This window comes from Serratia sp. N21D137, from assembly GCF_047530005.1.
Lineage (GTDB): Bacteria > Pseudomonadota > Gammaproteobacteria > Enterobacterales > Enterobacteriaceae > Chania > Chania fonticola_B.
Genome location: NZ_JBLJAJ010000002.1, coordinates 124,510 through 149,462, shown reverse-complemented (window position 1 = coordinate 149,462; position 24,953 = coordinate 124,510). Strand labels below are relative to the sequence as shown.

Annotated in this window: 22 protein-coding genes and 1 pseudogene; 1 reads left to right on the top strand and 22 read right to left on the bottom strand. The window is 55.2% G+C overall.

Annotation, left to right across the window (positions count from 1 at the left end; all coding sequences use genetic code 11):
- Positions 1-16 precede the first annotated feature (16 nt).
- The 10 genes from cydB to sdhC form a co-directional block, all read right to left on the bottom strand.
- The gene (cydB, locus tag ACMV5H_RS02505) at positions 17-1,156 is read right to left on the bottom strand and encodes a cytochrome d ubiquinol oxidase subunit II (protein WP_021805266.1); all 1,140 of its coding nucleotides are present in this window, start codon (positions 1,154-1,156) and stop codon (positions 17-19) included.
- 15 nt (positions 1,157-1,171) lie between these two features.
- Positions 1,172-2,740, bottom strand: coding sequence for a cytochrome ubiquinol oxidase subunit I (cydA, locus tag ACMV5H_RS02500; protein WP_021805267.1), 1,569 nt, complete (start codon positions 2,738-2,740; stop codon positions 1,172-1,174).
- A gap of 762 nt (positions 2,741-3,502) precedes the next feature.
- Positions 3,503-4,375 carry a succinate--CoA ligase subunit alpha gene (gene sucD, locus ACMV5H_RS02495; RefSeq protein ID WP_021805268.1) on the bottom strand — a complete coding sequence of 291 codons (873 nt, stop codon included), beginning with the start codon at positions 4,373-4,375 and terminating at the stop codon, positions 3,503-3,505.
- The gene (gene sucC / locus ACMV5H_RS02490) at positions 4,375-5,541 is read right to left on the bottom strand and encodes an ADP-forming succinate--CoA ligase subunit beta (protein ID WP_004949756.1); all 1,167 of its coding nucleotides are present in this window, start codon (positions 5,539-5,541) and stop codon (positions 4,375-4,377) included. Before sucC ends, sucD begins: the two co-directional genes overlap by 1 nt.
- Before the next feature lie 119 nt (positions 5,542-5,660).
- On the bottom strand, positions 5,661-6,878 hold the full coding sequence (gene odhB / locus ACMV5H_RS02485; RefSeq protein ID WP_414821403.1) for a 2-oxoglutarate dehydrogenase complex dihydrolipoyllysine-residue succinyltransferase: 1,218 nt from the start codon (positions 6,876-6,878) through the stop codon (positions 5,661-5,663).
- Positions 6,879-6,888: 10 nt separating this feature from the next.
- On the bottom strand, positions 6,889-9,705 hold the full coding sequence (gene sucA / locus ACMV5H_RS02480; protein WP_021805270.1) for a 2-oxoglutarate dehydrogenase E1 component: 2,817 nt from the start codon (positions 9,703-9,705) through the stop codon (positions 6,889-6,891).
- Positions 9,706-9,959: 254 nt separating this feature from the next.
- Positions 9,960-10,676, bottom strand: coding sequence for a succinate dehydrogenase iron-sulfur subunit (locus ACMV5H_RS02475; RefSeq protein ID WP_414821402.1), 717 nt, complete (start codon positions 10,674-10,676; stop codon positions 9,960-9,962).
- Positions 10,677-10,692: 16 nt separating this feature from the next.
- Positions 10,693-12,459, bottom strand: coding sequence for a succinate dehydrogenase flavoprotein subunit (gene sdhA / locus ACMV5H_RS02470; protein WP_059200169.1), 1,767 nt, complete (start codon positions 12,457-12,459; stop codon positions 10,693-10,695).
- Entirely contained in the window at positions 12,460-12,807 is a 348-nt protein-coding gene (sdhD, locus tag ACMV5H_RS02465) for a succinate dehydrogenase membrane anchor subunit (RefSeq protein ID WP_021805273.1), read from the bottom strand.
- Positions 12,801-13,190, bottom strand: a complete 390-nt coding sequence (sdhC, locus tag ACMV5H_RS02460; RefSeq protein ID WP_024483149.1) for a succinate dehydrogenase cytochrome b556 subunit — start codon at positions 13,188-13,190, stop codon at positions 12,801-12,803. The genes sdhD and sdhC overlap by 7 nt, the downstream gene beginning before the upstream one ends.
- A gap of 646 nt (positions 13,191-13,836) precedes the next feature.
- Between sdhC and ACMV5H_RS02455 the strand changes: the two genes are divergently transcribed.
- A complete protein-coding gene (locus ACMV5H_RS02455) occupies positions 13,837-15,126 on the top strand; it encodes a citrate synthase (protein ID WP_021805275.1) in 1,290 nt (429 codons plus the stop codon).
- A gap of 86 nt (positions 15,127-15,212) precedes the next feature.
- Here the strand turns inward: ACMV5H_RS02455 and nei are convergent, their stop codons facing one another.
- The 12 genes and pseudogenes from nei to ACMV5H_RS02395 form a co-directional block, all read right to left on the bottom strand.
- Positions 15,213-16,004 carry an endonuclease VIII gene (gene nei, locus ACMV5H_RS02450; protein ID WP_115158775.1) on the bottom strand — a complete coding sequence of 264 codons (792 nt, stop codon included), beginning with the start codon at positions 16,002-16,004 and terminating at the stop codon, positions 15,213-15,215.
- Between the two features lie 72 nt (positions 16,005-16,076).
- Complete coding sequence (gene pcp, locus ACMV5H_RS02445) at positions 16,077-16,721, bottom strand: pyroglutamyl-peptidase I (protein ID WP_414821401.1); 645 nt, start codon at positions 16,719-16,721, stop codon at positions 16,077-16,079.
- An 8-nt stretch (positions 16,722-16,729) separates the two neighbouring features.
- Positions 16,730-17,737: a DUF979 domain-containing protein gene (locus ACMV5H_RS02440; protein ID WP_021805278.1), complete on the bottom strand. Its 1,008-nt coding sequence runs from the start codon at positions 17,735-17,737 to the stop codon at positions 16,730-16,732.
- Positions 17,734-18,465, bottom strand: coding sequence for a DUF969 domain-containing protein (locus ACMV5H_RS02435; protein ID WP_021805279.1), 732 nt, complete (start codon positions 18,463-18,465; stop codon positions 17,734-17,736). The genes ACMV5H_RS02440 and ACMV5H_RS02435 overlap by 4 nt, the downstream gene beginning before the upstream one ends.
- Before the next feature lie 66 nt (positions 18,466-18,531).
- Positions 18,532-19,269, bottom strand: a complete 738-nt coding sequence (pxpA, locus tag ACMV5H_RS02430) for a 5-oxoprolinase subunit PxpA (RefSeq protein ID WP_179252388.1) — start codon at positions 19,267-19,269, stop codon at positions 18,532-18,534.
- On the bottom strand, positions 19,266-20,192 hold the full coding sequence (pxpC, locus tag ACMV5H_RS02425) for a 5-oxoprolinase subunit PxpC (protein WP_414821400.1): 927 nt from the start codon (positions 20,190-20,192) through the stop codon (positions 19,266-19,268). The genes pxpA and pxpC overlap by 4 nt, the downstream gene beginning before the upstream one ends.
- Positions 20,186-20,842, bottom strand: a complete 657-nt coding sequence (gene pxpB, locus ACMV5H_RS02420; RefSeq protein WP_024483155.1) for a 5-oxoprolinase subunit PxpB — start codon at positions 20,840-20,842, stop codon at positions 20,186-20,188. Before pxpB ends, pxpC begins: the two co-directional genes overlap by 7 nt.
- A gap of 224 nt (positions 20,843-21,066) precedes the next feature.
- A complete protein-coding gene (locus ACMV5H_RS02415; protein ID WP_115158801.1) occupies positions 21,067-21,810 on the bottom strand; it encodes a type 2 GTP cyclohydrolase I in 744 nt (247 codons plus the stop codon).
- A 17-nt stretch (positions 21,811-21,827) separates the two neighbouring features.
- Positions 21,828-22,808 (bottom strand): MBL fold metallo-hydrolase, encoded by a 981-nt coding sequence (locus tag ACMV5H_RS02410; protein WP_414821399.1) that lies wholly within the window; start codon positions 22,806-22,808, stop codon positions 21,828-21,830.
- Positions 22,809-22,830: 22 nt separating this feature from the next.
- Positions 22,831-24,255 carry a deoxyribodipyrimidine photo-lyase gene (gene phrB / locus ACMV5H_RS02405; RefSeq protein WP_414821398.1) on the bottom strand — a complete coding sequence of 475 codons (1,425 nt, stop codon included), beginning with the start codon at positions 24,253-24,255 and terminating at the stop codon, positions 22,831-22,833.
- Between the two features lie 15 nt (positions 24,256-24,270).
- Positions 24,271-24,445, bottom strand: a pseudogene (locus ACMV5H_RS02400) (DUF1722 domain-containing protein); the annotation flags it as partial.
- Positions 24,446-24,573: 128 nt separating this feature from the next.
- Positions 24,574-24,780, bottom strand: a complete 207-nt coding sequence (locus tag ACMV5H_RS02395; protein WP_094982676.1) for a YbfA family protein — start codon at positions 24,778-24,780, stop codon at positions 24,574-24,576.
- Between the last annotated feature and the right edge of the window lie 173 nt (positions 24,781-24,953).

Sequence of the window (24,953 nt, the reverse complement as noted above, 5' to 3'; positions counted from 1 at the left end):
GTTTAGCTCCTTTTGCTTAGTACAGCGAATGCTTATTTTTTTCGATGAAGTTCTTATCCAGGCGACCAAACATTTTGTAGTACGCCCAAGCGGTGTACGCCAGAACGATTGGCACGAAGATAATGGCAACAACGGTCATCACCTGCAGCGTGAACAGGCTGGAAGTCGCATCCCACATGGTCAGGCTGACGTTAGGCACGGTGCTTGATGGCATAACGAACGGGAACATGGTTACCCCAGCCGTCAGGATCACACAGGCAATCGTCAGTGATGAACTCAGGAACGCCATCGCAGCTTTGTCCAAACGGGCAAACAGGATAGTGAACAGTGGCAGAACCACGCCCAACGCCGGCAGTGCCCACAGGGATGGATACTTGTTGAAGTTGATCAACCAGGCACCCGCCTGATGAGCGACTTCTTTACGCAGTGGGTTGGATTCCGCTGCCGTATCCAGTGCTGAGGTGATCACGAAACCGTCGATACCTTTCACCAGCCAGATACCCGCCAACAGGAAGCATACGCCCATCACCAGCGCAGAAATCTGCGCTGCAGCGCGTGAGCGCAGGTGAATCTCGGCAGTGGTACGCATCTGCAGGTAGGTGGCCCCCTGAGTCACCAGCATGGTCAGGCTGACAATACCGGCCAGCAAACCAAACGGGTTCAACAGTTGGAAGAAGTTGCCGGTATAGAACAGACGCAGATATTCATCGATATGGAACGGTACGCCCTGTAACAGGTTACCGAACGCCACGCCGAACACCACCGCAGGCACGAAGCTACCGACAAAGATGCCCCAGTCCCACATGTTACGCCAGGTGCTGTTCTCCAGCTTCGAGCGGTAGTCAAAACCGACCGGGCGGAAGAACAAGGCAGCCAGCACCAGGATCATGGCCACATAGAAACCAGAGAACGCGGCAGCATAGACCATTGGCCAGGCGGCGAACAATGCGCCACCGGCGGTGATCAGCCACACCTGGTTACCGTCCCAGTGCGGGGCAATGGCGTTGATCATGACCCGGCGCTCGGTATCGGTTTTACCGATAATGCGCATCAGTATACCGACACCCATATCGAAACCATCGGTGACGGCGAAACCGATCAGCAGGATGCCAACCAGGAGCCACCAGATAAATCGCAGTACTTCGTAATCAAACATATCTTGGACTCCTGTTTAGCGCGCTTCCTGCACGGCGGCAGTCGGTTGTTCAAAGTGGTAGCGGCCAGTTTTCAGGCTGCTTGGACCCAGACGTGCAAACTTGAACATCAGGTACATTTCAGCCACCAGGAACAGGGTGTACAAGCCGCATATCAGCCCCATCGAGAACAGAATGTCGCCTGCGGTCAGCGAAGAGGTGGCGACTGCGGTTGGCAGCACCTCACCTATCGCCCACGGCTGACGGCCATACTCCGCCACGAACCAGCCCGCTTCAACGGCAATCCATGGTAATGGCAGGCCGAACAACGCAGCGCGAAGCAGCCATTTCTTCTGACCGATACGACCACGTACCACGCTCAAGAATGACAAGCCGATAATAAACAGCATCAGCACACCACAGGCCACCATGATACGGAAGGCGAAGTACAGTGGAGCAACGCGTGGGATAGAGTCTTTGGTTGCCTGCTGGATCTGCGCTTCCGTCGCGTCGGTGACGTTTTCGGTATAGCGCTTGAGCAGCATGCCGTAACCCAGATCCTGTTTGGTATCGTTGAATGCGGTGCGCACTGCTGGATCGGTATTACCGCCACGCAGTTCTTCCAGCAGTTGGTAAGCTTTCATACCGTTACGGATACGCACCTGGTGCTGTGCCATCAGTTCGCGCAAGCCGATAACCGGGGTGTCGATAGAACGGGTAGCAATCAGGCCGAGCGCCCAAGGAATTTGAATCGCGAAGGAGTTCTCCATTTTCTCCTGGTTCGGGATGCCGAACAGGGTAAATGCGGCCGGAGCCGGTTGAGTTTCCCATTCGGCTTCAATGGCAGCCAGTTTGGTTTTCTGCACGTCCCCCATTTCGTAACCGGATTCATCACCCAGTACGATAACAGAAAGGATCGCAGCCATACCGAAGCTGGCAGCAATGGCGAACGAACGCTTGGCAAAAGCAACGTCACGCCCTTTCAGCAGATAGTAGGAGCTGATACCCAGCACGAACATCGCACCGGTGGTGTAGCCTGAGGCCACGGTGTGAACAAACTTCACCTGAGCGACCGGGTTCAAAACCAGCTCGGAGAAGCTGAGCATCTCCATGCGCATGGTTTCAAAGTTGAAGTCGGAGGCGATTGGGTTTTGCATCCAGCCGTTGGCGACCAGGATCCACAACGCAGACAGGTTTGAGCCGAGGGCAACAAACCAGGTGACCGTCATGTGCTGGATCTTGCTCAGGCGATCCCACCCGAAGAAGAACAGACCGACCAGCGTCGATTCCAGGAAGAACGCCATCAGACCTTCGATAGCCAGCGGGGCCCCGAAGATGTCACCGACGTAATGAGAGAAGTATGACCAGTTGGTCCCGAACTGGAACTCCATGGTCAACCCGGTGGCCACACCCAGAGCAAAGTTGATTGCAAATAACTTGCCCCAGAATTTGGTCATATCTTTATAAATTTGTTTGCCGGACAGCACATATACCGTTTCCATAATTGCCAGCAAAAACGCCATACCCAGCGTTAATGGGACAAATAGGAAGTGGTACATCGCCGTTAAAGCAAACTGTAAGCGCGACAGTTCGACAATATCAAACATCTTGACTCCTTGCTCCTCGCAGGAAGACTCCGACTTGCGGTTATCGGTATTACTCCCGAAAGAGTAGCCGGTAACGCCCCGCAGTGAATGCCCTTAAACACAACAAAATTTGATCCAGCCTCTCCGCTTTCAACCGCACGTTCAGAGCCAGACCACGAGGGACGGGAGCAAAACGCACCAATGAAAACCGACAGCGGGTAACAAATGCAACAAGATCAACCATCCGTAATTACACAGTGGCATGATACTCGCCAAAGCCCATACAATAAATAGGTATTTGCGTGACACAGGTTGGACTTTTGGCTACAGGTCAAAAATCAGCCTAAATAGGTAGCCAGGCCAATATTGATCTAAAACAATTTAAGCCTATCTGCATATTATTGCTAGGCTCATTACGCAATTTGCTGTAATTTCCCAGCGCCCATGTTAAGCAATGGTTTAATTGTTTTTTATTGATATCTTTGTGTTAAATAAATGTAATTTAAAATACCCCCAATTGTATTACTTCAGCATTACCATTCGATAGATATTAACTTTTTATTTCCAATGACGATTGCAGTGAGTTAACTCACAAATCTGCTTTTTGCTAAGTAATCATAGACCATGTTGCGAGGTTGATCCCAGAACCTGCAAGCACTGAGTGGTCGGCTCGCACCTCCAGCAACAATGCCTTGCAAAACGCCCTTCTCTCTCAGTGACATACAAAAAAGGCCGCCCAAAGGCGGCCAAACATGTCGAGATATTATTATTTGCTATACGGTACTAACGATTCAGGATCGCCTTCACTGCATCACCGATATCAGCCAGGCTGCGTACGGTTTTCACCCCTGCCGCTTCCAGAGCCGCGAACTTCTCATCCGCAGTCCCTTTGCCGCCGGCAATGATGGCGCCAGCATGGCCCATACGCTTGCCTTTCGGTGCAGTAACACCGGCGATATAGCCGACTACCGGCTTGGTGACGTGCTCTTTGATATAGGCTGCCGCTTCTTCTTCCGCGCTGCCGCCAATCTCACCGATCATCACGATAGCTTCGGTCTGCGGATCTTCCTGGAACAACTTCAGAATATCGATAAAGTTGGAACCCGGGATCGGGTCACCGCCGATACCTACGCAGGTAGACTGCCCCAGACCGGCGTCAGTGGTTTGTTTTACCGCTTCATAGGTCAGAGTACCTGAACGGGAAACGATACCCACCTTGCCTGGCAGGTGAATATGGCCAGGCATGATACCGATCTTGCATTCGCCCGGGGTGATCACACCTGGGCAGTTCGGGCCGATCATGCGCACACCGGCTTCATCCAGCTTCACTTTCACGGTCAGCATATCCAGAGTTGGGATGCCTTCGGTGATGGTGATGATCAGTTTGATGCCTGCATCGATGGCTTCCAGAATGGAGTCTTTGCAGAATGGCGCTGGCACGTAGATAACAGACGCGGTAGCACCGGTCGCTTCAACAGCTTCACGCACGGTGTTGAACACTGGCAGACCCAGGTGCTCAGTACCGCCTTTGCCCGGAGTCACGCCCCCCACCATTTTGGTGCCGTAAGCGATAGCTTGTTCGGAGTGGAAGGTACCCTGGCTACCGGTGAAACCCTGGCAGATTACTTTGGTGTTCTTATCGATTAAAATGGACATTATTTACCCTCCACTGCCGCAACAACTTGCTGAGCCGCATCAGTCAGGCTGGTCGCAGCAATGATATTCAAACCGCTGTCCGCCAGTTTCTTGGCGCCCAGTTCGGCGTTGTTCCCTTCCAGGCGCACGACCACCGGGACGTTAACACCCACTTCGGCTACCGCGCCAATGATACCGTCAGCGATCAGATCGCAACGTACGATGCCACCGAAGATGTTCACCAACACCGCTTTCACCTTGTCGTCAGACAGGATGATTTTAAAGGCTTCGGTCACGCGCTCTTTGGTTGCACCACCACCCACGTCCAGGAAGTTGGCTGGTTCGCCACCGTGCAGTTTCACGATGTCCATGGTACCCATCGCCAGACCGGCACCGTTCACCATGCAACCGATATTACCGTCGAGGGCAACATAGTTCAGCTCCCACTGGGCCGCACGGGATTCACGCTCGTCTTCCTGAGAAGGGTCACGCATTTCACGCAGTTCAGATTGGCGGAACAGGGCATTGCCATCGGCACCCAGCTTACCGTCCAGGCAGATCAGATCGCCCTGCTTGGTCACTACCAGCGGGTTGATCTCAACCATCGCCAGATCGCGCTCCAGGAACAACGTTGCCAGGCCCATAAAGATTTTGGCAAACTGGCCGACTTGCTTACCGGTCAGGCCCAGTTTGAACGCCAGCTCACGCCCCTGGTAAGGCTGTGGGCCTGCCAGTGGGTCGATGGTCATTTTGTGGATCAGTTCCGGGGTCTCTTCCGCAACTTTCTCAATTTCAACGCCGCCTTCAGTAGAAGCCATAAACACTACGCGACGGCTGGCACGGTCAACTACCGCCCCCAGATACAGCTCTTTGTCGATATCGGTGGCCGCTTCTACCAGGATCTGGTGAACCGGCTGGCCCAGCGCATCGGTCTGGTAAGTCACCAGGCGTTTACCCAGCCAGGCTTCGGCAAAAGCACGGATATCTTCTTTGCTGTTAACGACTTTAACGCCACCAGCTTTACCACGGCCGCCAGCATGAACCTGACATTTTACCACCCACGGGCCGGAGCCGATTTTAGATGCGGCTTCTTCTGCTTCACGCGGAGTGGTACAGGCGTAACCGGTTGGTGCTGGCATGCCATACCGAGCAAACAGCTGTTTTGCCTGATATTCGTGTAAATTCATGATGTTCTATCCATTCAGGTCAGAAAGTTTTAGCCGGGTCACTTTCGCGGTATTCCGCATGACTTATCGGCCACATAGCATAGGGTGTGGGCGCGGCAAAAACCACGCCCTTGCAGGGATTAAACGTCCAGCAGCAGACGAGCCGGATCTTCCAGCATGTCTTTCACCGTTACCAGATAACTCACCGACTCTTTGCCATCGATCAGACGATGATCGTAAGACAGAGCCAGATACATCATCGGCTGGATCACGACCTGACCATTGACCGCCATCGGGCGATCCTTGATGGCGTGCATACCCAGGATGGCGCTCTGCGGTGGATTGATGATCGGGGTGGACATCAATGAACCGAAGACGCCGCCGTTAGTAATGGTGAAGTTACCGCCGGTCAGTTCTTCCACGGTCAATTTGCCGTCACGGCCTTTGATCGCCAGCTCTTTGATTTTCTTCTCGATGTCCGCCATGCTCATGGAGTCAACGTCACGCAGTACCGGGGTTACCAGGCCGCGCGGGGTCGAAACCGCAATGCTGATATCGAAGTAGTTGTGGTAAACCACGTCGCTGCCGTCGATAGAGGCGTTCACTTCCGGGAAGCGTTTCAGCGCTTCGACTACCGCTTTGATGTAGAAGGACATAAAGCCCAGACGTACACCGTGGCGTTTTTCGAAGGCTTCACCGTACTGCTTGCGCAGATCCATGATCGGCTGCATGTTGATTTCGTTGAAGGTGGTCAGCATCGCGGTGCTGTTCTTCGCTTCCAACAGGCGCTCGGCCACGCGTTTGCGCAGGCGGGTCATAGGAACACGTTTTTCGCTACGACCGCCCAAGGCTGGCTGAGGTGCCGCCGCTGGGGCTGCTGCAGTCGGTGCCGCTTTCTTGCTGGCAGCCAGGTGCGCTTCTACGTCTTCACGCGTGATACGGCCACCCACGCCGCTGCCTTTGATGGCGGCAGCATCGAGATCGTGTTCGGCAATCAGGCGGCGGATCGCCGGGCTGAGTGCGTCGTTGTTCTCTTCTTCCAGGCTGGCGGTTGCACGCTGTGCCGGAGTTGATTCAACGCTCTGAGCTTTCGCTTCGGTCGGCTTGCCAGAGCTGTCACCCTGACGGATACGCCCGAGAAGCTGACGTGAAGTCACGGTTGCGCCTTCGTCTTCCAGGATCGCTTCCAGTACGCCGGCTTCACTGGCAGGCACTTCCAATACGACTTTGTCGGTTTCAATTTCAACCAGCACTTCGTCACGCTGAACGGTGTCACCCGGTTTTTTATGCCAGGTGGCGACGGTCGCATCGGCAACGGATTCAGGGAGGTCAGGAACCAGAATATCTACGCTACTCATTAGCTTTCCTTTAAATTTTTTCTTCAATATTCAGCGCGTCATTCACCAGAGCCTGCTGCTGCTTCTGGTGTACGGACATATAACCCACCGCCGGAGAGGCAGAGGCTGGACGTCCTGCGTAACGTAAAGAGGCCCCAAACGGGATCACTTCACGGAAATTGTGTTGGCTGCAATACCAGGCACCCTGGTTCAACGGCTCTTCCTGACACCAGACGAAATCATGCACGTGGGCATACTGTTCCAATACCGCTTGAACGGCCTGATGCGGGAACGGATACAGCTGCTCGATACGTACGATGGCCACGTCTTTCTGGTCGTTCTTGCGGCGTTGCTCCAGCAGATCGTAATAAACCTTACCAGAACACAGCACCACGCGTTTTACCGCTTTGGCATCCAGCTCGTCAATTTCGCCGATGGCCGGTTGGAAGGTGCCGTTTGCCAGTTCTTCCAGGGAAGAGACTGCCAGCGGATGACGCAGCAAGGACTTCGGTGACATCACCACCAGCGGACGGCGCATACCGCGCAACGCCTGACGGCGCAGCATATGGTAAACCTGTGCCGGAGTGGACGGGATGCACACCTGCATGTTCTGTTCTGCACACAGCTGCAGGTAACGTTCCAGACGTGCAGAGGAGTGCTCTGGGCCCTGGCCTTCGTAACCGTGCGGCAGCAGCATCACCAGGCCACACATACGGCCCCACTTCTGCTCACCGGAGCTGATGAACTGGTCGATCACTACCTGAGCACCGTTGGCAAAGTCACCAAACTGCGCTTCCCAGATAGTCAGGGTGCGCGGCTCTGCGGTGGCGTAGCCATATTCGAATGCCAGAACGGCTTCTTCAGACAGCACCGAGTCCCAGACTTTGAATTCGCCCTGGCCGCTGTGGATATTCGCCAGCGGGACATAGACAGAACCATTTTTCTGGTTGTGCACCACCGCATGGCGGTGGAAGAAGGTGCCACGGCCAGCATCTTCACCAGAAATACGGATCGGGATGCCTTCATCAGCCATGGTGGCGTAAGCCAGCGTTTCCGCTGCGCCCCAGTCGAACGGTTTGTTGCCTGCGGCCATCTCGGCACGATCGCCGTAGATTTTCGCCACGCGCGACTGCATTTCGATCGCTTCCGGTACGCTGCTGATGCGGCGAGCCAGTTCCTGCAGGCGCTTCATCTCAACCTTGCTTGGGTACTCTTCGTCCCACTCATGATTCAGGTATGGCGACCAGGTAAAGGAGTGCAGGTTCATCGGACGCCACTCTTCAACCACGCAGTCACCGCGATCGAGAGCATCGCGATACAGGTTGACCATTTCCGTGGCATCTTCCAGGCTGGCAACCTTCTGTTCGGTCAGTACGTCAGCGTAGATTTTGCGTGGCGTTGGGTGTTTCTTGATCTTCTGGTACATCACCGGCTGGGTAGCACTTGGCTCATCGGCCTCGTTATGCCCATGGCGACGGTAGCAGACCAGATCGATCATCACGTCACGTTTAAAGGTGTTACGGAAATCCAACGCCAGACGAGTGACAAAGGCCACCGCTTCCGGATCATCGGCATTCACGTGGAAGATAGGAGCCTGCACCATCTTGGCAATATCGGTACAGTATTGGGTAGAACGCGCATCCAACGGGTTGGAGGTAGTGAAGCCAACCTGGTTGTTGATGACGATACGCACCGTACCGCCCACTTCATAACCGCGAGCCTGCGACATGTTCAGGGTTTCCTGAACCACGCCCTGCCCGGTGATTGCTGCGTCACCGTGAATGGTGATTGGCAGCACCATGTTGCTGCGCGCTTCGTCCAGACGGTCGCGGCGGGCACGTACAGACCCCATGACAACCGGGCTGACGATTTCCAGGTGCGACGGGTTAAACGCCAGCGCCAGGTGAACCATGCCGCCTTCGGTTTCCACGTCGGAAGAGAAGCCCTGGTGATATTTCACGTCACCGGTGCCCAGGTGTTCTTTATGCTTGCCGGCAAACTCGTCGAACAGGTCGGCCGGTTTTTTACCCAGCACGTTGATCAACACGTTCAGACGGCCACGGTGGGCCATGCCCAGCACCACTTCACGCGTGCCGTTTTTGCCTGCGTGACGCACCATTTCTTTCAGCATCGGCACCAGCGCATCGCCACCTTCCAGCGAGAAGCGTTTGGCCCCAGGGAATTTGGCACCCAGGTAACGCTCCAGCCCTTCGGCCGCCGTCAGTTCGCTCAGGAAACGGCGTTTCTCATCGGTGGTGAAGCTGGCACGCCCCGCTACCGATTCAATGCGCTGCTGGATCCAGCGTTTCTCTTCGGTGTTGGTGATGTGCATATACTCGGCACCGATCGAACCGCAGTAGGTCTGCTTCAGCGCCGCGTACAGATCGCTCAGCTTCATGGTTTCTTTGCCGATGGCAAAAGAACCCACGTTGAAGGTTTCCTGGAAGTCGGCTTCGGTCAGGTTGTGGTACGCCGGATCGAGATCGGGAACGCGCTCCTGCTTCCACAGGTCTAACGGGTCGAGGTTGGCGTGCTGATGCCCACGGAAGCGGAAGGCGTTGATCAGCTGCAATACCTTGACCTGCTTGGCATCGGTTTCAGGATCGTTGATGGTGGTGTTATAACGAGCAGAATCTTTCGCCAGGCGGCGGAAGTAATCTCGCGTTTGGGAGTGGAGCTGATCGGGTTTGACACCCGCAGTTGGTAGTTGCTGGAAAATCGAACGCCAACTATCTTCAACGGAACTCGGATCGGTTAAAAAGTCTTCATAGAGCTGCTCTATGTAGGACTGGTTCGCGCCCGCCAGATAGGAGGAATCCAGCCAGGCCTTCATTGCGCCGTTCTGCATTTTGATCCCTTAAGCTTTAAAGCTTCAGTTTTCGCCGTGGTTAACATAATTACCGTAATGGTACGCTTAACGGTTCACTAGACGTGCTTATACAAGTGCACGTTCTGTTTTGGACCTTGCGGCCCCATACAAGGAACCTCTAAAAACCGGCGGGACAAACCTGATTGCCTTTAACCACAATCACGGGTCAGTTTTTAGAGATACCCTCTTGGGATGTGCGCCGGTAAAGCCCCCGGCGCAGCATCTCGTTCTGTTTATGCGCCGCGTTGCAGCAGCATAGACTTGATATGACCAATTGCACGGGTCGGATTCAAGCCCTTAGGACATACACTGACACAATTCATAATGCTATGGCAGCGGAAAACACTGAAAGCGTCGTTCAGATCGTCCAATCGTGCTTCAGTTTCCGTATCACGGCTGTCGATCAGGAAGCGGTACGCCGCCAACAGACCGGCCGGGCCAACAAACTTGTCAGGGTTCCACCAGAACGATGGGCAAGAGGTGGAGCAACAGGCACAGAGAATACATTCGTACAATCCATCCAGTTTTTCCCGCTGATCCGGCGTTTGCAGGTGCTCACGCGCCGGAGGATTCTTGCCATCATTAATCAAGAACGGCTTGATTTTTTCATACTGGGTATAGAACTGTCCCATATCCACCACCAGATCGCGTACCACCGGTAACCCCGGCAGCGGGCGGATCACAATCTTGTTGTTGCCTTTACGCAACGACGAGACCGGGGTAATACAGGCCAGACCGTTCTTACCGTTCATATTGATACCGTCTGAACCGCACACGCCTTCACGGCAAGAGCGGCGGAAAGATAAGGTCGGGTCCTTTTCTTTCAGCTGGATCAACGCATCCAGCAGCATCATGTCACGGCCTTCTTCCGCTTCCAGGCTGAAGTCCTGCATATGCGGGGCGCTATCAACATCCGGATTGTAGCGATAGATAGAGAATTCAAGTTTCATCAATCGAGCTCCGCAATTAGTAAGAACGCACTTTCGGCGGGAATGCTGCGCGCAGCTTCGGTTGCATGTTCACTTCACGACGTGTCATGCTTTCCGATTGCGGCAGATACAGCGAATGGCACAGCCAGTTGGCATCATCACGCTCCGGGAAGTCGAAGCGGCTATGCGCGCCACGGCTCTCGGTACGGAAGTTGGCCGACACGGCAGTGGAATACGCGGTCTCCATCAGGTTATCCAACTCCAGGCATTCGATGCGCTGGGTGTTGAATTCGCTGGAGGTATCATCCAGGCGTGCGTTCTTCAGACGTTCACGGATCACTTTCAGCTCTTCCAACCCTTTCGCCATCGCATCACCTTCGCGGAACACCGAGAAGTTATGCTGCATACAGGATTGCAGTGCCTTACGAATTTCCACCGGATCTTCACCAGAACGGGTGTTGTTCCAACGGTTCAGACGATCCAGTGAAGCTTCAACGTCCGATTCGCTAGCATCGCGGCTATCGCCCTGCTCTGCCAACGACTCTTGCAGGTGCATACCGGCAGAGCGACCAAATACCACCAGATCCAGCAGCGAGTTGCCGCCCAGACGGTTGGCACCGTGTACCGATACGCAGGCAATTTCACCTACCGCGAACAGGCCCGGGATCACCACGTCTTCGCCTTTCTCGTTCACGGTCAGCGCCTGGCCGGTCACTTTGGTCGGAATACCGCCCATCATATAGTGGCAGGTAGGAATGACCGGGATCGGCTCTTTCACCGGATCGACGTGGGCGAAGGTACGGGACAGTTCCAGAATACCCGGCAGGCGGGACTCCAGCACTTCTTTACCCAAGTGGTCCAGTTTCAGCTTAGCATGAGGGCCCCAAGGACCGTCACAGCCGCGGCCTTCACGGATCTCAATCATGATCGAACGTGCCACTACGTCACGGCCCGCCAGATCTTTGGCATTTGGCGCATAACGTTCCATGAAACGTTCGCCATGTTTGTTCAGCAGGTAACCACCTTCACCGCGACAGCCTTCGGTGACCAATACGCCAGCCCCGGCAATACCGGTTGGGTGGAACTGCCACATTTCCATATCCTGCACCGGTACACCGGCACGCAGCGCCATACCGACACCGTCACCGGTATTGATGTGGGCGTTGGTGGTGGATTGGTAAATACGACCTGCCCCACCGGTAGCCAGAATGGTTGCCTTGGCCTTGAAGTACACGACCTCACCGGTTTCGATACAGATAGCGGTGGTACCAACTACTGCACCATCCTGGTTTTTCACCAGATCCAGCGCATACCACTCGGAGAAGATGGTGGTGTGGTTTTTCAGGTTCTGCTGATAAAGGGTGTGCAACAACGCGTGACCGGTACGGTCCGCCGCCGCAGCGGTACGGGCCGCCTGCTCGCCACCAAAGTTCAGTGACTGGCCGCCAAACGGGCGTTGATAAATGCGGCCATCGTCCAGACGGGAGAACGGCAGGCCCATGTGTTCCAACTCCAGAATCGCTTCCGGGCCGGTTTTACACATATATTCAATGGCGTCCTGGTCACCGATATAGTCGGAACCCTTCACCGTGTCGTACATATGCCATTCCCAGTTGTCTTCGTGGTTATTGCCCAAGGCTACGGTAATGCCACCTTGTGCAGACACGGTATGGGAACGGGTCGGGAATACTTTGGAAAGCAGCGCACAGGTTGAGCCCGCCTGGGAAATCTGCAGCGCCGCGCGCATACCTGCGCCACCAGCACCGATAACAACTGCATCAAACTCTCTGATTGGCAGTTTCATTTAAGCACCCCACACGACGATTGTTCCGTACAGTAAATAGACCAGCAACGTGACGACAATCGCCAGTTGCAGCACCAGGCGTAACGCCAGTGGCTTGATATAGTCCGTCAGCACCTGCCACATTCCCACCCAGGCGTGAACCAGGATCGACAGCAATGTCAGCAAGGTGAATACTTTCGTAATGGAGGTGGCGAAGAAGCCGCGCCAGATTTCATAGGTGATGTCCGGAGCCGTAACGACGAAGCCCAGGATATAGAGCACATACAGGGTGATGACGATGGCGGAAGCACGCAGTAACAACCAGTCGTGTACGCCGTTACGTCCTAATGCAGAAACGTTGCTTACCATACGAGGACTCCAGCCAGAATTGACAGCACGACGGTCAGACCGAACGCCACCTGGGCAGAACGGGTACCTGCGGCTAAACTCTCTTCGATATAGCCAAAATCCATTAACAAGTGACGAATGCCACCGCAAATGTGATAGGCCAACGCGGTGAGGATCCCCCAGAAAATGAATTTCACGAAGAAGCTATTCATGATGGCGGCAGCGTGCAGGAAGCCCTCTTGAGAAGAGAGAGAGATACCCAGCAGCCAGAGGAGAATGCCCACGGCAACGAAAGTAATTACGCCAGAGACTCGGTGTAAGATGGACGCTATCGCAGTTACAGGAAACCGGATCGTTTGCAGATCCAGATTGACAGGTCTTTGTTTTTTCACGGTTTTGCCCACACAGCTCTTATTATTTTCCTTCCTCCGGGCCTGGGTGGGGATCAGACAGCGTCCAAGAGCTTTCACTCTTACACCTCACGCGCTCAAACATCGACATCCTAGTGCTTAAACGGCGCGTAGTGATAACGCTGGGTGCTCCTACTTCAGGGTAATCCGGAGACCTGGCGGCAGTATAGGAGGTTCACATTCTTATTACAATTCCCATACAATCCCTTTGGTCACATTTCCCCAGAACAGTGATTTAGATCACGATTATTACATTTAGCACGAAATTAATTATCTGATTTGACAAGAGATCAACATTTCCATTACAAATAGGTCAGCAATCAACCCTATGATGCACTAGCGGTCACCGGATACACTTCCCCCTAAGCACAAGTTATGCAACAGTGTAGCGATAGTGTATGTGGTTAACATTCCAAACAGATCGTAGGTAATGATTAAAAGAAAATAACGAATCCCGATGAATCGTTAACGGCTGCTAACCCGTCTTGTTCGCCTGGTGCAAACTCTGTCCCCTACCGGCGCAAATGCGCTGTCGCTCACAGAGTTAGCGTTCGCTCGACTTTATTGCGGGCAACCTGCGGAGATTTAAGGTATTTCAGTTGTTAGAGGTTTTTAAAATAAGGCGTTAAGGAGACTGTAAATGACTGATAAGAAAGCGACGCTAAGCATCAACAACGGCGAAGCTCCGATCGAACTGGGCGTGCTCACCCCTTCACTGGGCCCTGATGTTATTGACGTACGCGCCCTGGGCTCCAAAGGTTATTTCACATTTGATCCCGGCTTTACTTCTACCGCTTCCTGTGAATCCAAAATCACGTTCATCGACGGCGACAAAGGTATCCTGCTGCACCGCGGCTTCCCGATTGAGCAGTTGGCAAAAGAGTCCTCCTACCTGGAGGTGTGCTACATCCTGCTGTACGGCGAAACCCCGAGTGCTGAAGAGTTCGAAACTTTCAAAACCACGGTAACCCGTCACACCATGATCCACGACCAGATCACCCATCTGTTCCGTGGTTTCCGCCGTGACTCGCACCCAATGGCGGTGCTGTGCGGGGTAACAGGTGCCCTGGCTGCGTTCTATCACGATGCGCTGGACGTCAACAATGAACGTCACCGTGAGATCACCGCGTTCCGCCTGCTGTCCAAAATGCCTACCGTGGCAGCGATGTGTTACAAGTATTCCCTTGGCCAGCCGTTTGTTTACCCACGCAACGACCTGTCCTACGCCGGTAACTTCCTGCGCATGATGTTTGCTACACCTTGCGAAGAGTACGTGGTGAACCCAGTGCTGGAACGCGCCATGGATCGTATTCTGATCCTGCATGCCGACCATGAGCAGAACGCGTCCACCTCCACCGTGCGTACCGCCGGTTCATCCGGTGCCAACCCGTTTGCCTGTATCGCGGCCGGTATCGCTTCCCTGTGGGGGCCAGCGCACGGCGGTGCCAACGAAGCGGCACTGAAGATGCTCGAAGAGATCAAAACCGTTGAGCACATCCCTGAGTTCATCAAACGTGCCAAAGACAAGAACGACTCGTTCCGTCTGATGGGCTTTGGCCACCGCGTGTACAAAAACTACGATCCGCGCGCCACCGTGATGCGTGAAACCTGTCACGAAGTGCTGAAAGAACTGAACAAGAAAGACGACAACCTGCTGCAGGTCGCGATGGAACTGGAACATATCGCGTTGAACGACCCGTACTTCATCGAGAAGAAACTGTACCCGAACGTCGATTTCTATTCAGGTATCATCCTGAAAGCGATGGGTATTCCTTCTTCCATGTTTACGGTGATCTTCGCGATTGCCCGTACCATTGGCTGGATTGCCCACTGGAACGAAATGCATGACGAAGGCATCAAGATCGCTCGTCCACGTCAGCTGTATACCGGCTATGCCGAGCGTGAGTTCAAGTCTCAGGTTAAAAAGTAAGCTTAGCAGGGGGCGTCATAGTCGCCCCAACTCGGCTAATGACCCTATCGACTTAACGCTGCCTCACTGGCAGCGTTTTTTATGGCTTACTGCTGGCAAACCGGGCACCAATAGAACGGCCGCGAAGATAGCGCCGTTTTCTCGATCATCGCGCCACAGCGCGGGCAAGGCTCACCGCTGCGATGAAACACCTTGAAGCTGAACAGCGTACCGTGATGGCGATTTTCATCTACCTGACCACGGGTCTGATATGAAATGCGTGGAATATCCAACAGCGCCTGCGCCAACTGATGCAGCGCATCAGGGGTGAGATCCTGCGGCTTATGCTTGGGTGCCAGTTCTACCTGCCACAAAATCTCGGCTCGCAGGTAATTGCCCAGGCCAGCCAGAAAAGACTGATCCAGCAGCATTCCGCCCAACTGGCGCTTACAAAACGCCGGCGATAACAGCCGCTGTTCCACCTGCTCTACGGTCAAAGCCATATCCAGCACGTCAGGACCAATACGTTTTAAGAACGGGTGTTGCTCGATCTCACCGCGCGGCGCAATGGTGATATCCGAAGCGCTATACAACAAGATCGCCCACTCGGCCGTCTCCAGTCGCACGCGCAGATCGCGCTTGGTTTCTGGTGTTTCGCCCGCTCGCACCACCTTCCACACGCCGTAAAGCTGGTTGTGGCTGTACATGGTCAAACCGTTGGAGAAATCAGTTAACAAGGCTTTACCGCGCGGTTCGATGGCAGTGATACGTTCACCGACCAGCTCGGCCTGATAGTGTTTCAGTTGCGGGAAAGCAAACCAGACTTCGGTCAGTGGTTGCTCGATCATCACCGCCGCCAGCTTATCTGCCGCCCGGCGGATCTCCGGCCCTTCTGGCATGGACAACTCCTTGATTGAAAAGGGTCCGGCAAGCCGAACCCTAGGGTTAACATGGAGGTAGCATAAATGACCTTAGTGCGTGGCGCCACCCACCACTTTCAAGTCATGCTCCACCTGCAAGGCGATCGAAATTGCCATTTCCAAAGCAAACAGCACCGTCTGGGCTGCCATACTCGGCGCACCAGGATGCTGTGCCGCCTGCTCAGGCAGGTAAGGGATATGGATAAACCCGCCCTTCACCGCCTGCTGCCCGCTTAAGCGGTGCAACAGACCGTACATCACATGGTTGCAGACATAGGTCCCGGCGGTTTGTGATACCGAGGCCGGAATGCCAGCCTCACGCATCGCATTCACCACCGCCTTGATCGGCAAGGTGCTGAAATAGGCCGCAGGACCATCTGCCACAATGGCCTGATCGATCGGCTGCTGTCCCTGATTGTCGGGAATACGCGCGTCATCGACGTTAATAGCGACGCGTTCCAGTGTGATGTCAGTGCGCCCGCCCGCCTGGCCGATCGCCATTACCATCGCTGGCTGAACTTCATCAATGGCCGCGTTCAGCACAGTTAATGCCTCACCGAAGACGCAAGGTAGCTGGCGCGCGATAATGTGCGCCCCGCCAAGCTCCAGATCGTTAAGCTGCTTCACCACCTCCCAGGATGGGTTGACTCGCTCGCCGCCAAACGGCTCAAAGCCGGTAATCAATACTTTCTGCATGCGTTCTCCTAGAGGAACATCAGGAAATAAAGCAGGAATACGTTAACCAGCAGCAACGTGACCCCGGTCGGTATCTGCGCCTTGATGACCGCATTCTTGTCCGGTAACTCCAGTAACGCTGCCGGTACAATATTAAAGTTAGCAGCCATTGGCGTCATCAACGTGCCGCAATAGCCGGAGAACATGCCGATAGCCGCCATCACCGCGGGGTTACCGCCGTGTTGCAGTACCAGGATCGGGATACCAATACCCGCAGTGACAATCGGGAAAGCCGCAAACGCGTTCCCCATGATCATGGTTAATACGGCCATGCCGATGGCATACACCGCTACGGCGATAAAGCGGTTATCTACCGCCAGGTATTCCTGCGTTAAATGGGAGATAGCCGTGCCAACGCCCGCAACGGTGAACAGCAGGCCAAGAGTCGCCAGGATTTGCGGCAGGATGAAGGCCCAGCCGATGGAATCCAGCAGACGACGAGCTTCCTGCACTGGCTGCGACATTTTCTCACGGGTCATCTTCACCGCAATAACCAGGCCAAGCAAACAGCCGAGGGTCATGGAGAACAAGGTGATCAAGGTGGAGTGGTTACCGCTGCCAAACACCGCCTGTTGCAAGGCCGGGATGTTATTGAACAGCAGCACGCCGATCACCGTGACGACCGGGATCGCCAGCGCCGGGATAAACAGACGGTTGCCCAAGCGTTTGGCACTGGTTTCGCGCTCTTGCTGGCTGCGCTGATGATAGCTACCAAGACGCACACCGCCAAAACCGGCGATCAGAGCCATCACCACCACCAATACGCCCACGGTGATATGCAGTTGACGCTTGGCTTCAGCCCCTGAGCCAAATAGCCCATAGGTCCAATCCCCCACCAGGAAGATCAATCCGTATAAGGCCCAGAACAGGCCGGTAGAAATACGGCGTGGGTTGGCCTTATCGCGAAACGACATTGCGGCGACGATCAGTAATACCGCACCCGCCAGCCAATAGAGATATTGTTGTTGGAATATCATTGGCCTTCTCCCTTGGCCTGCAACGCAGCCTGGTTAAGTTTGCTCAGTTCAGCGTTGAGTTGTTTGTCCATGCGGTACAAACGGAACGAGTGGATCAGAAAGGCAAAGATCGCCGTTGGGATCCCCCACAGCGCAATGTGCAGCGGTTCGGTCTGAATGCCGCCGGATTCCAGCATAAAGTTATGCATAAAGATGATCGCGCCAAAGGCGACAAAAATATCTTCACCAAAGAACAGCCCGACGTTATCGGTCGCGGCAGACATTGCCCGCAGACGATAGCGCACACGTTCCGGCAGTTCCCCATAGCGGTTTTCCGTGGCCCCCTCCGCCATCGGTGCCAACAGCGGACGTACCATTTGAGGTTGGCCGCCCAGGCTGGTCAGCCCCATTGCCGCCGTTACTTCACGCACAAACAGGTAGACGATCAGTAAACGCCCGGCGGTGGCGCTTTTGATTTTGGCAATCCACGCCTGCGCACGTTCTTTCAAACCGTGGCGCTCTAACAGCCCGATAATCGGCAGCGGCAACAGCAGGATCAGCGGCAGGTTACGGGTATTGAGGAAGCCCTCGCCAAGCTTTTCCAAAATGACATCCAGCGGCATCAACGCCGCCAGCCCGGTGATAATACCGGCGGCGATCACCACCAGCACCGGGTTAAAACGTAATACAAATCCAACCACGATGGCAGCGATGCCTATCAGTGGCCAGAGGTTTACCGCTTGTTCCATATTCACTTCCCTCTTGTCGCCCTCGGTCTTGCGGGCAATGTTGTGTTTGCTTTAGTCATTATTTTTTTATGCGGCGCTGACGCCAATCTGCTGCTGAGTAAAGCTCTCTCTCAGCTTCTTGGCATAGGCCAGTGCATGTTCCCCGTCGCCGTGCAGACAAACGGTTTCAGCCTTGACGGAGGCCCAGCCCCCCTCAACGGTTCGTACACGCTGGTGGCGAACCATTTCCAGCGTCTGTTGCAATGCCAGTTCATCACTGGCAATCAGTGCTCCTGGTTGTCCACGCGGCACCAATGTTCCATCAGCCTGATAGCCGCGATCGGCAAACACTTCCTGCCGCGTCGCCAACCCCAGTTTTTCACCTGCACGGATCAGCTCACTACCGGCCAACCCCACCAGACGCAACGAAGGGTCTACCGCCAACACCGCACGGGCAATGGCTTCGGCCAATTCCGGTTCCACCGCCGCCTGGTTGTAGAGCATGCCGTGCGGTTTCACATGGGCCATCACGCCGCCTTCAGCCCGGGTAATAGCGGCCAGCGCACCCAGCTGATACACCACTTGGGCATACACCGTTTCTACCGGTAACTGCATCCGGGTGCGGCCGAAGTTTTCCCGATCAGGGAAACTGGGATGGGCACCAATCGCCACACCGTATTGCAACGCCCAGCGCACCGATTGGCGCATGGTCTGGGCATCCCCGGCATGGAAGCCGCAGGCAATATTGGCCGAGCTGACCAACTGCAACAGCGCTTCGTCATTGGCGCAACCTTCACCGAGATCGGCATTTAAATCGACGATCATTTAACCCCCCAGGCAATCTGTTGAATAAAGTGATCCTGCTCGGCCTTGGCGTGCTGCGCCTCTGCCAGGGTGCAGGGGATAAAGTGAAGCGCATCCCCCAGACGGATCTGCGCCAAGTGGAACAGATCGGCCTCGATCACGCAGGCAATCCGCGGATACCCCCCGGTAGTCTGAGCATCGGCCATCAAGACGATCGGCTGACCATTGTGTGGGACCTGGATGACGCCGGGTATCAGGCCATGGGAGAGCATTTCCCGTTCAGTGGTGCGAGTCAGGGAGCTACCACCGTGCAGGCGATAACCCATGCGGTTACTCTGCGGGCTGAGCTGCCAGGCGGTACGCCAGAAATCGTCCTGCGCCTGTTGGCTGAACTCGTCATATTCCGGCCCGGTCAACACCCTGATCCGGTTGCTGAACAGCGGCTGTTTCACCCCGATGACCGTGGTCGGCAGCGCCTGCGGCTGACCCGCAGGCAACACGTCGCCCTCTTTCAACTGCCGGCCTTCCAATCCACCAAAGCCCGCTTTCAGATCGGTGCTGCGTGAGCCCAGCATCTCCGGAACATTGATGCCGCCAGACACCGCCAGATAGCTGCGCATCCCGCGTTTAGGCATCTTCAGCGTCAGTTGCTGGCCTTTTTTTACCGGATAGCGCCAGCCCGTCCATAAAGATTTGCCGTCCAACTGAGCATCGCAGCCCGCGCCAGTCAGCGCAATCCACCCATTATGGGTAAATTCGGCACTGAATTGCCCCAGCGTGATCTCCAACCCAGCCGCTTCGGGCGAATTGCCCACCAGCAGGTTGGCTATTTTCAGCGCAGGGATATCCAGAGCGCCGCCCTGGCTGATGCCCAAACGCCGGAAACCGTTACGCCCCAGGTCCTGGACGGTGGTGTAAATACCGGCTCGCAAGATCTTCAGCATACGCCCCCCTTTTGCGGCACAAAGCGCACGTTGTCGCCTGGGCGCAGCAGCGTCGGCGGCATTTCATTCGGATTAAACAGCGCCAACGGCGTGCGGCCAATCAGTTGCCAACCGCCCGGCGTGACCAGCGGATAGATCCCCGTCTGGCCGCCACCGATCCCCACAGAACCCGCAGCAACAGACAAACGAGGTTCCGCACGGCGTGGAGTGGCCAGACGCTCCGGCATCCCCCCCAGATAGGTAAAACCAGGTTGGAAGCCCAGGAAATAAACCACATACGCGGTGGACGAATGGCATTCCACCACCTGTTGCGGCGTCATACCGGTATGGCGCGCCACCTCATCCAGGTCGGGGCCATATTCGCCGCCATAGATCACCGGGATATCGACATCGCGGGACTCTGGCACCAGGCTTTCGTTGCCCTCCCATCCTTGACGCAGCAGTTCCAGCATCGCCTCGGCATCAGCCTGCGGCGTATACAACAACAGCGTCAGGTTATTCATTCCCGGCACCACTTCCCGTACGTCAGTGTGGTGATTCAACTTTTCTGCCAATGCCCAGATGCGCTGCTGACTTTGCAGCGTCACCGGGGGTGCCAATTCAAGCACTACAGCGCGTTCCCCTAGCAGGTAATATTGTGCTCGTTGCACCCCTATCTCCTTATACTCGTCGTGTTTCAAGCCGCAGCATGACTGACCGCTCACGAACGAATGAGCGGGTCACTGGGTAGCAACTTGAAGTTCACAGGGTATTTTATTATTTGAAAAGCGTATCAGTTATGCGGGACGTAACGTCGGCTGTCAAGAGAGCAACCTTCGGGAATATAAGGGATTAGCGGCGCTAAAGGGTTCGTTTTACCGAACCCATAGGCAAATTAGGCCGGATTGGGGATATCGATAAAGGTGACGTCAAAGCCGTGATGTTGCGCTAACCACTCGCCTAACGCCTTGATCCCACCACATTCCGTCGCGTGATGACCGGCGGCAAAAAAGTGCACGCCCATCTCCCGCGCCGTATGAATAGTTTGCTCAGAAACTTCTCCGCTGATAAACGCATCAACGCCAAATCGCGCCGCGCTGTCGATAAATCCCTGGCCGCCACCGGTACACCAGGCCACCCGACGGATTGCCTGCGGGGCATTATCGCCACAGTGCAACACCGCTCGGCCAAGACGGCTCTCGATACGCTGTTGCAATTCACCCGCACTAAGCGGTTGCTCAAATTCGCCGTGCGGCACCAAAGGTTCGATCTCACCGATCACGCGGATGCCCAACGCCTTTGCCAACTGCGCGTTATTCCCCAGTTCCGGGTGTGCATCCAGCGGCAAGTGGTAGCCATACAGGTTGATATCGTTGCTCAGCAGAGTTTTCAGCCGGTTACGCTTCATGCCGCGCACCGCGGGTGCTTCGTTTTTCCAGAAGTAACCATGATGCACCACTATGGCATCCGCCTGATGTTCCACCGCCGCATCAAGCAACGCCTGGCAGGCCGTCACTCCCGTCACGATACGCTGCACATGTGCCCGCCCTTCCACCTGTAGGCCATTTGGCGCGTAGTCCTGGAAGGCCGCACAGTTGAGTTCGCTGTTGATCAGATGTTCCAGATCGAGGTTATGCATAGTCATCTCACTCTCATTCAAAATTGTTGCCGATCGCCCTGTTCCATCAGGATAAATTTCACCCCCAGATCGTTGCCCTGATCCAGCTGTTGCTTGATGGTAGCACGCACATCTTCCCCCTGTTTCAGGCTGGGCTTGATGTGGCTGATGATCACCGGCAGATCTTTTAACGATCCCTCTCCACCGCTGTACTGCTGGAGGTTTTTTAGCTCCTTCAGTAGCCAGGCCGGGGTCAGATGACCATACAGATGCTTGTCATCCACCTCGTTCGGGTAAGAGGTTTCGATAATCATGCCCTTCAGCTTCTTCTGCTCAATCAGCGGCCCCAGTGCGCGCCAGGCACCATCCAGATTGCGTGACTGTTCCAGCGCATCCGGCCCGGTATCGCCAAAGTAGGCAAATGACCCTTCACGGTCGGCCACCAGCAACATCGAAGAGGGGTAGCGATCGTGGCTAAGTGGGTACATCACCCCGCTCAAACCGGTCAGGCCCAGGGTCACACGCTGCAGCGGGCGCACCGTTTGCAAGCGGTAAGTGCCTAGCCGCGAGCCATTACCGGCATCGGTAAAATTGGGCCAGGCTTTCCAGTTAAAATAATGATTGCGCAACGTCAATACGGTATCGGCCTGCGCATAAACGGTTTTCTTACTGTCTTCCGGTGAACCGAGGATCAGCCCAGCCACGTGATCCAGATGGCCGTGGCTAATGAAGTAACCGCCAATCAGCTGACGGAAAATATAGCCCTGAGGAGTATAGGGAGCCGCCAGCTCGGGTGTGACCTGTGGAAAACTGCCCTTTTCCAGCCCTTTGGCAATCCCCGGCAGCAGCGTCCCGGCATCCAGTGCCAGATACTGCGTCTGGTTATCACTGCGGATCAGATAAGAAGTCAGATTGCCGTCGCTGACGCCACCGTCGACGCCTAGCGCCACTACGTCAAAACCGGCCACGGCCAACGCGGAATAGCCCACCAGGCACAGGGCCAGTAGTTTCTTCATCATCAGGAAGCTCCTTGCTGTTACTTTAATGTCCCCCTCGCTTGGCCGCTTCAAAAGCCGCCAACGTCTCCAGCCGAGCCTGCTGGTGTTGGACTATCGGCGGCGGATAATTCAGAACCTGCTGCTGCTTTTCCGCCCAGCGATGGGGTTGATGGAGCTCATTGTCCGGTACATCCGCCAGTTCAGGCAACCATTTACGGATAAAAGTGCCTTTTGGATCAAAACGTTCGCCCTGAGTGGTCGGGTTAAAGATGCGGAAATAAGGTGCGGCATCGGTACCGGTAGAGGCGGCCCACTGCCAGCCACCGTTGTTGGCGGCCAGATCGCCATCCAACAATTGGGACATGAAATACTGTTCACCGGCGCGCCAGTCGATCAGCAAGTCCTTGACCAGGAAGCTGGCCACGATCATCCGCAGGCGATTATGCATCCAGCCGGTTTGATTGAGCTGACGCATGGCTGCATCGACAATCGGGTAACCGGTATTACCCTGTTGCCAGGCCAGTAACGCCGCGTCGTTGCGTTGCCAGCATACCTTATCCGTCCAGGCGATAAAGGGACGGTGCTTGCATAACGCAGGATGCGCCACCATCAGATGACGATAAAACTCTCGCCAGATCAGCTCATTAAGCCAACAGAAAGCACCGCTTTGCGGATTTTCCAGCACATCGGGGCACTCGACGCGCAGACGGTTGACGCACTGGCGGGGAGAGATAACGCCAATAGCCAGGTAGGGTGACAGATTGCTGGTGCCGGCAATGGCGGGCAAATCGCGCTGTGTCGCATAGTCTTGCACCCGCTCGCGGCAGAAAGCGCGCAACCTGTGCAATGCAGCCTCTTCGCCTGCGGGATAGCCCTCTCCCACCTCAGCCAAAGGATAATCGAATGCCACCGCTGCGGTAAAACCAACGGCTTCCCCACGCGGGCGTGGTGCTGGCAGAGAGCTCACGTCGGTCTCGGCCAACCGCTGGAGAAAGGCTTTGCGAAAAGGCGTATACACCTTGTACATCTCGCCGTTGCCGGTTTGCACGCTACCGGGAGGCAACAGCAGGCTATCATCAAAGCTGTGGAACCTCACCTGCCCGGCCAATGCCTGCTCAAGGCGGGCGTCACGTTGACGCTCATTGATTTCATACTGACGATTATAATATAGGGCCGTAACCTGCTGGCGCTGGCAGAACTCCTCCAGCCAGTTAACCGAACCGGCAAAATCGTCGCCCTGATGGCAAATCAGTTCAATGCCCCGAGCCGCCAGCGCCGCTTGCACCTGCAACAGATTGGCGTGGATAAACGCCGCCTGACGTGGCGCCATATGGTGCTGACGCCATTGCGCGGGGGTAGCGATAAATACCGCCAGCACCTTGGCTTGCGGATCGCTACAGGCGGCAGAGAGGGCTTTATTGTCGGTAATGCGTAGATCGTTACGCAACCAGACCAGATGCGTGGTCATAACACTCCTTGCAGGTTAATGGCCGTAGCGCAGGCACAACGCCTCCGGATAGGGCTCAAAATAGCGCTGTTGCGCCAGATAGCTATCAGGATATTCGGCCATGTCATGTTTTAACAGCGTAATCGGTAATCGGTGCCAGCAGCGGTTGCATCCCCTGGCGATAGTGGTCGATAAGCCTGGCCAGTTCCTGCGCTATATCTTGTCTCCCACCAACGGGTTAATGCTAGAAGTGTAGAGGATTTAGTGCGTTAGTGCGGCCTAAAACGCAAAAACCCCCGCCAAAGGGGCGAGGGTTCGTAGTAGTGCAACGGGCCAGGATTAATAAAAATCGCAGGACGCCGTTTCTGCCTGTTGCAGCCAGACCGGTTTATTGCTGGTTTTTGACCAGACGCGGTGTAAATAGCTGTAAAAACGTGCGCGATCGGCACGGAACAGCATCACCGGCAAGGCAAGAACACCGATCACAATCACTGCGCTACGGCGCAGGAGGACCCGATGCAACGGATAGGCTTGGTAGTTAGACATACGAACCTCCTTAAAAACATCCGCGCCAGGTTGTCAGGACCCGACGCAATGCGAAACGATAAATGATGGCCAAATGGAAACTGAGCAAAATATTACCGCATAGGTTGTAATTTTACAACTCATCCGACCACTAAAATGCGCAAAAAGAGCACAAAAAAGGCCTCCGTAACGTA

What these genes read in the sequence shown, in the direction of transcription:
- cydB (WP_021805266.1), bottom strand. Translation starts at nt 1,156, where the DNA reads ATGTTTGATTACGAAGTACTGCGATTTATCTGGTGGCTCCTGGTTGGC.
- cydA (WP_021805267.1), bottom strand. Translation starts at nt 2,740, where the DNA reads ATGTTTGATATTGTCGAACTGTCGCGCTTACAGTTTGCTTTAACGGCG.
- sucD (WP_021805268.1), bottom strand. Translation starts at nt 4,375, where the DNA reads ATGTCCATTTTAATCGATAAGAACACCAAAGTAATCTGCCAGGGTTTC.
- sucC (WP_004949756.1), bottom strand. Translation starts at nt 5,541, where the DNA reads ATGAATTTACACGAATATCAGGCAAAACAGCTGTTTGCTCGGTATGGC.
- odhB (WP_414821403.1), bottom strand. Translation starts at nt 6,878, where the DNA reads ATGAGTAGCGTAGATATTCTGGTTCCTGACCTCCCTGAATCCGTTGCC.
- sucA (WP_021805270.1), bottom strand. Translation starts at nt 9,705, where the DNA reads ATGCAGAACGGCGCAATGAAGGCCTGGCTGGATTCCTCCTATCTGGCG.
- ACMV5H_RS02475 (WP_414821402.1), bottom strand. Translation starts at nt 10,676, where the DNA reads ATGAAACTTGAATTCTCTATCTATCGCTACAATCCGGATGTTGATAGC.
- sdhA (WP_059200169.1), bottom strand. Translation starts at nt 12,459, where the DNA reads ATGAAACTGCCAATCAGAGAGTTTGATGCAGTTGTTATCGGTGCTGGT.
- sdhD (WP_021805273.1), bottom strand. Translation starts at nt 12,807, where the DNA reads ATGGTAAGCAACGTTTCTGCATTAGGACGTAACGGCGTACACGACTGG.
- ACMV5H_RS02455 (WP_021805275.1), top strand. Translation starts at nt 13,837, where the DNA reads ATGACTGATAAGAAAGCGACGCTAAGCATCAACAACGGCGAAGCTCCG.
- nei (WP_115158775.1), bottom strand. Translation starts at nt 16,004, where the DNA reads ATGCCAGAAGGGCCGGAGATCCGCCGGGCGGCAGATAAGCTGGCGGCG.
- pcp (WP_414821401.1), bottom strand. Translation starts at nt 16,721, where the DNA reads ATGCAGAAAGTATTGATTACCGGCTTTGAGCCGTTTGGCGGCGAGCGA.
- ACMV5H_RS02440 (WP_021805278.1), bottom strand. Translation starts at nt 17,737, where the DNA reads ATGATATTCCAACAACAATATCTCTATTGGCTGGCGGGTGCGGTATTA.
- ACMV5H_RS02435 (WP_021805279.1), bottom strand. Translation starts at nt 18,465, where the DNA reads ATGGAACAAGCGGTAAACCTCTGGCCACTGATAGGCATCGCTGCCATC.
- pxpA (WP_179252388.1), bottom strand. Translation starts at nt 19,269, where the DNA reads ATGATCGTCGATTTAAATGCCGATCTCGGTGAAGGTTGCGCCAATGAC.
- pxpC (WP_414821400.1), bottom strand. Translation starts at nt 20,192, where the DNA reads ATGCTGAAGATCTTGCGAGCCGGTATTTACACCACCGTCCAGGACCTG.
- ACMV5H_RS02415 (WP_115158801.1), bottom strand. Translation starts at nt 21,810, where the DNA reads ATGCATAACCTCGATCTGGAACATCTGATCAACAGCGAACTCAACTGT.
- ACMV5H_RS02410 (WP_414821399.1), bottom strand. Translation starts at nt 22,808, where the DNA reads ATGATGAAGAAACTACTGGCCCTGTGCCTGGTGGGCTATTCCGCGTTG.
- phrB (WP_414821398.1), bottom strand. Translation starts at nt 24,255, where the DNA reads ATGACCACGCATCTGGTCTGGTTGCGTAACGATCTACGCATTACCGAC.
- ACMV5H_RS02395 (WP_094982676.1), bottom strand. Translation starts at nt 24,780, where the DNA reads ATGTCTAACTACCAAGCCTATCCGTTGCATCGGGTCCTCCTGCGCCGT.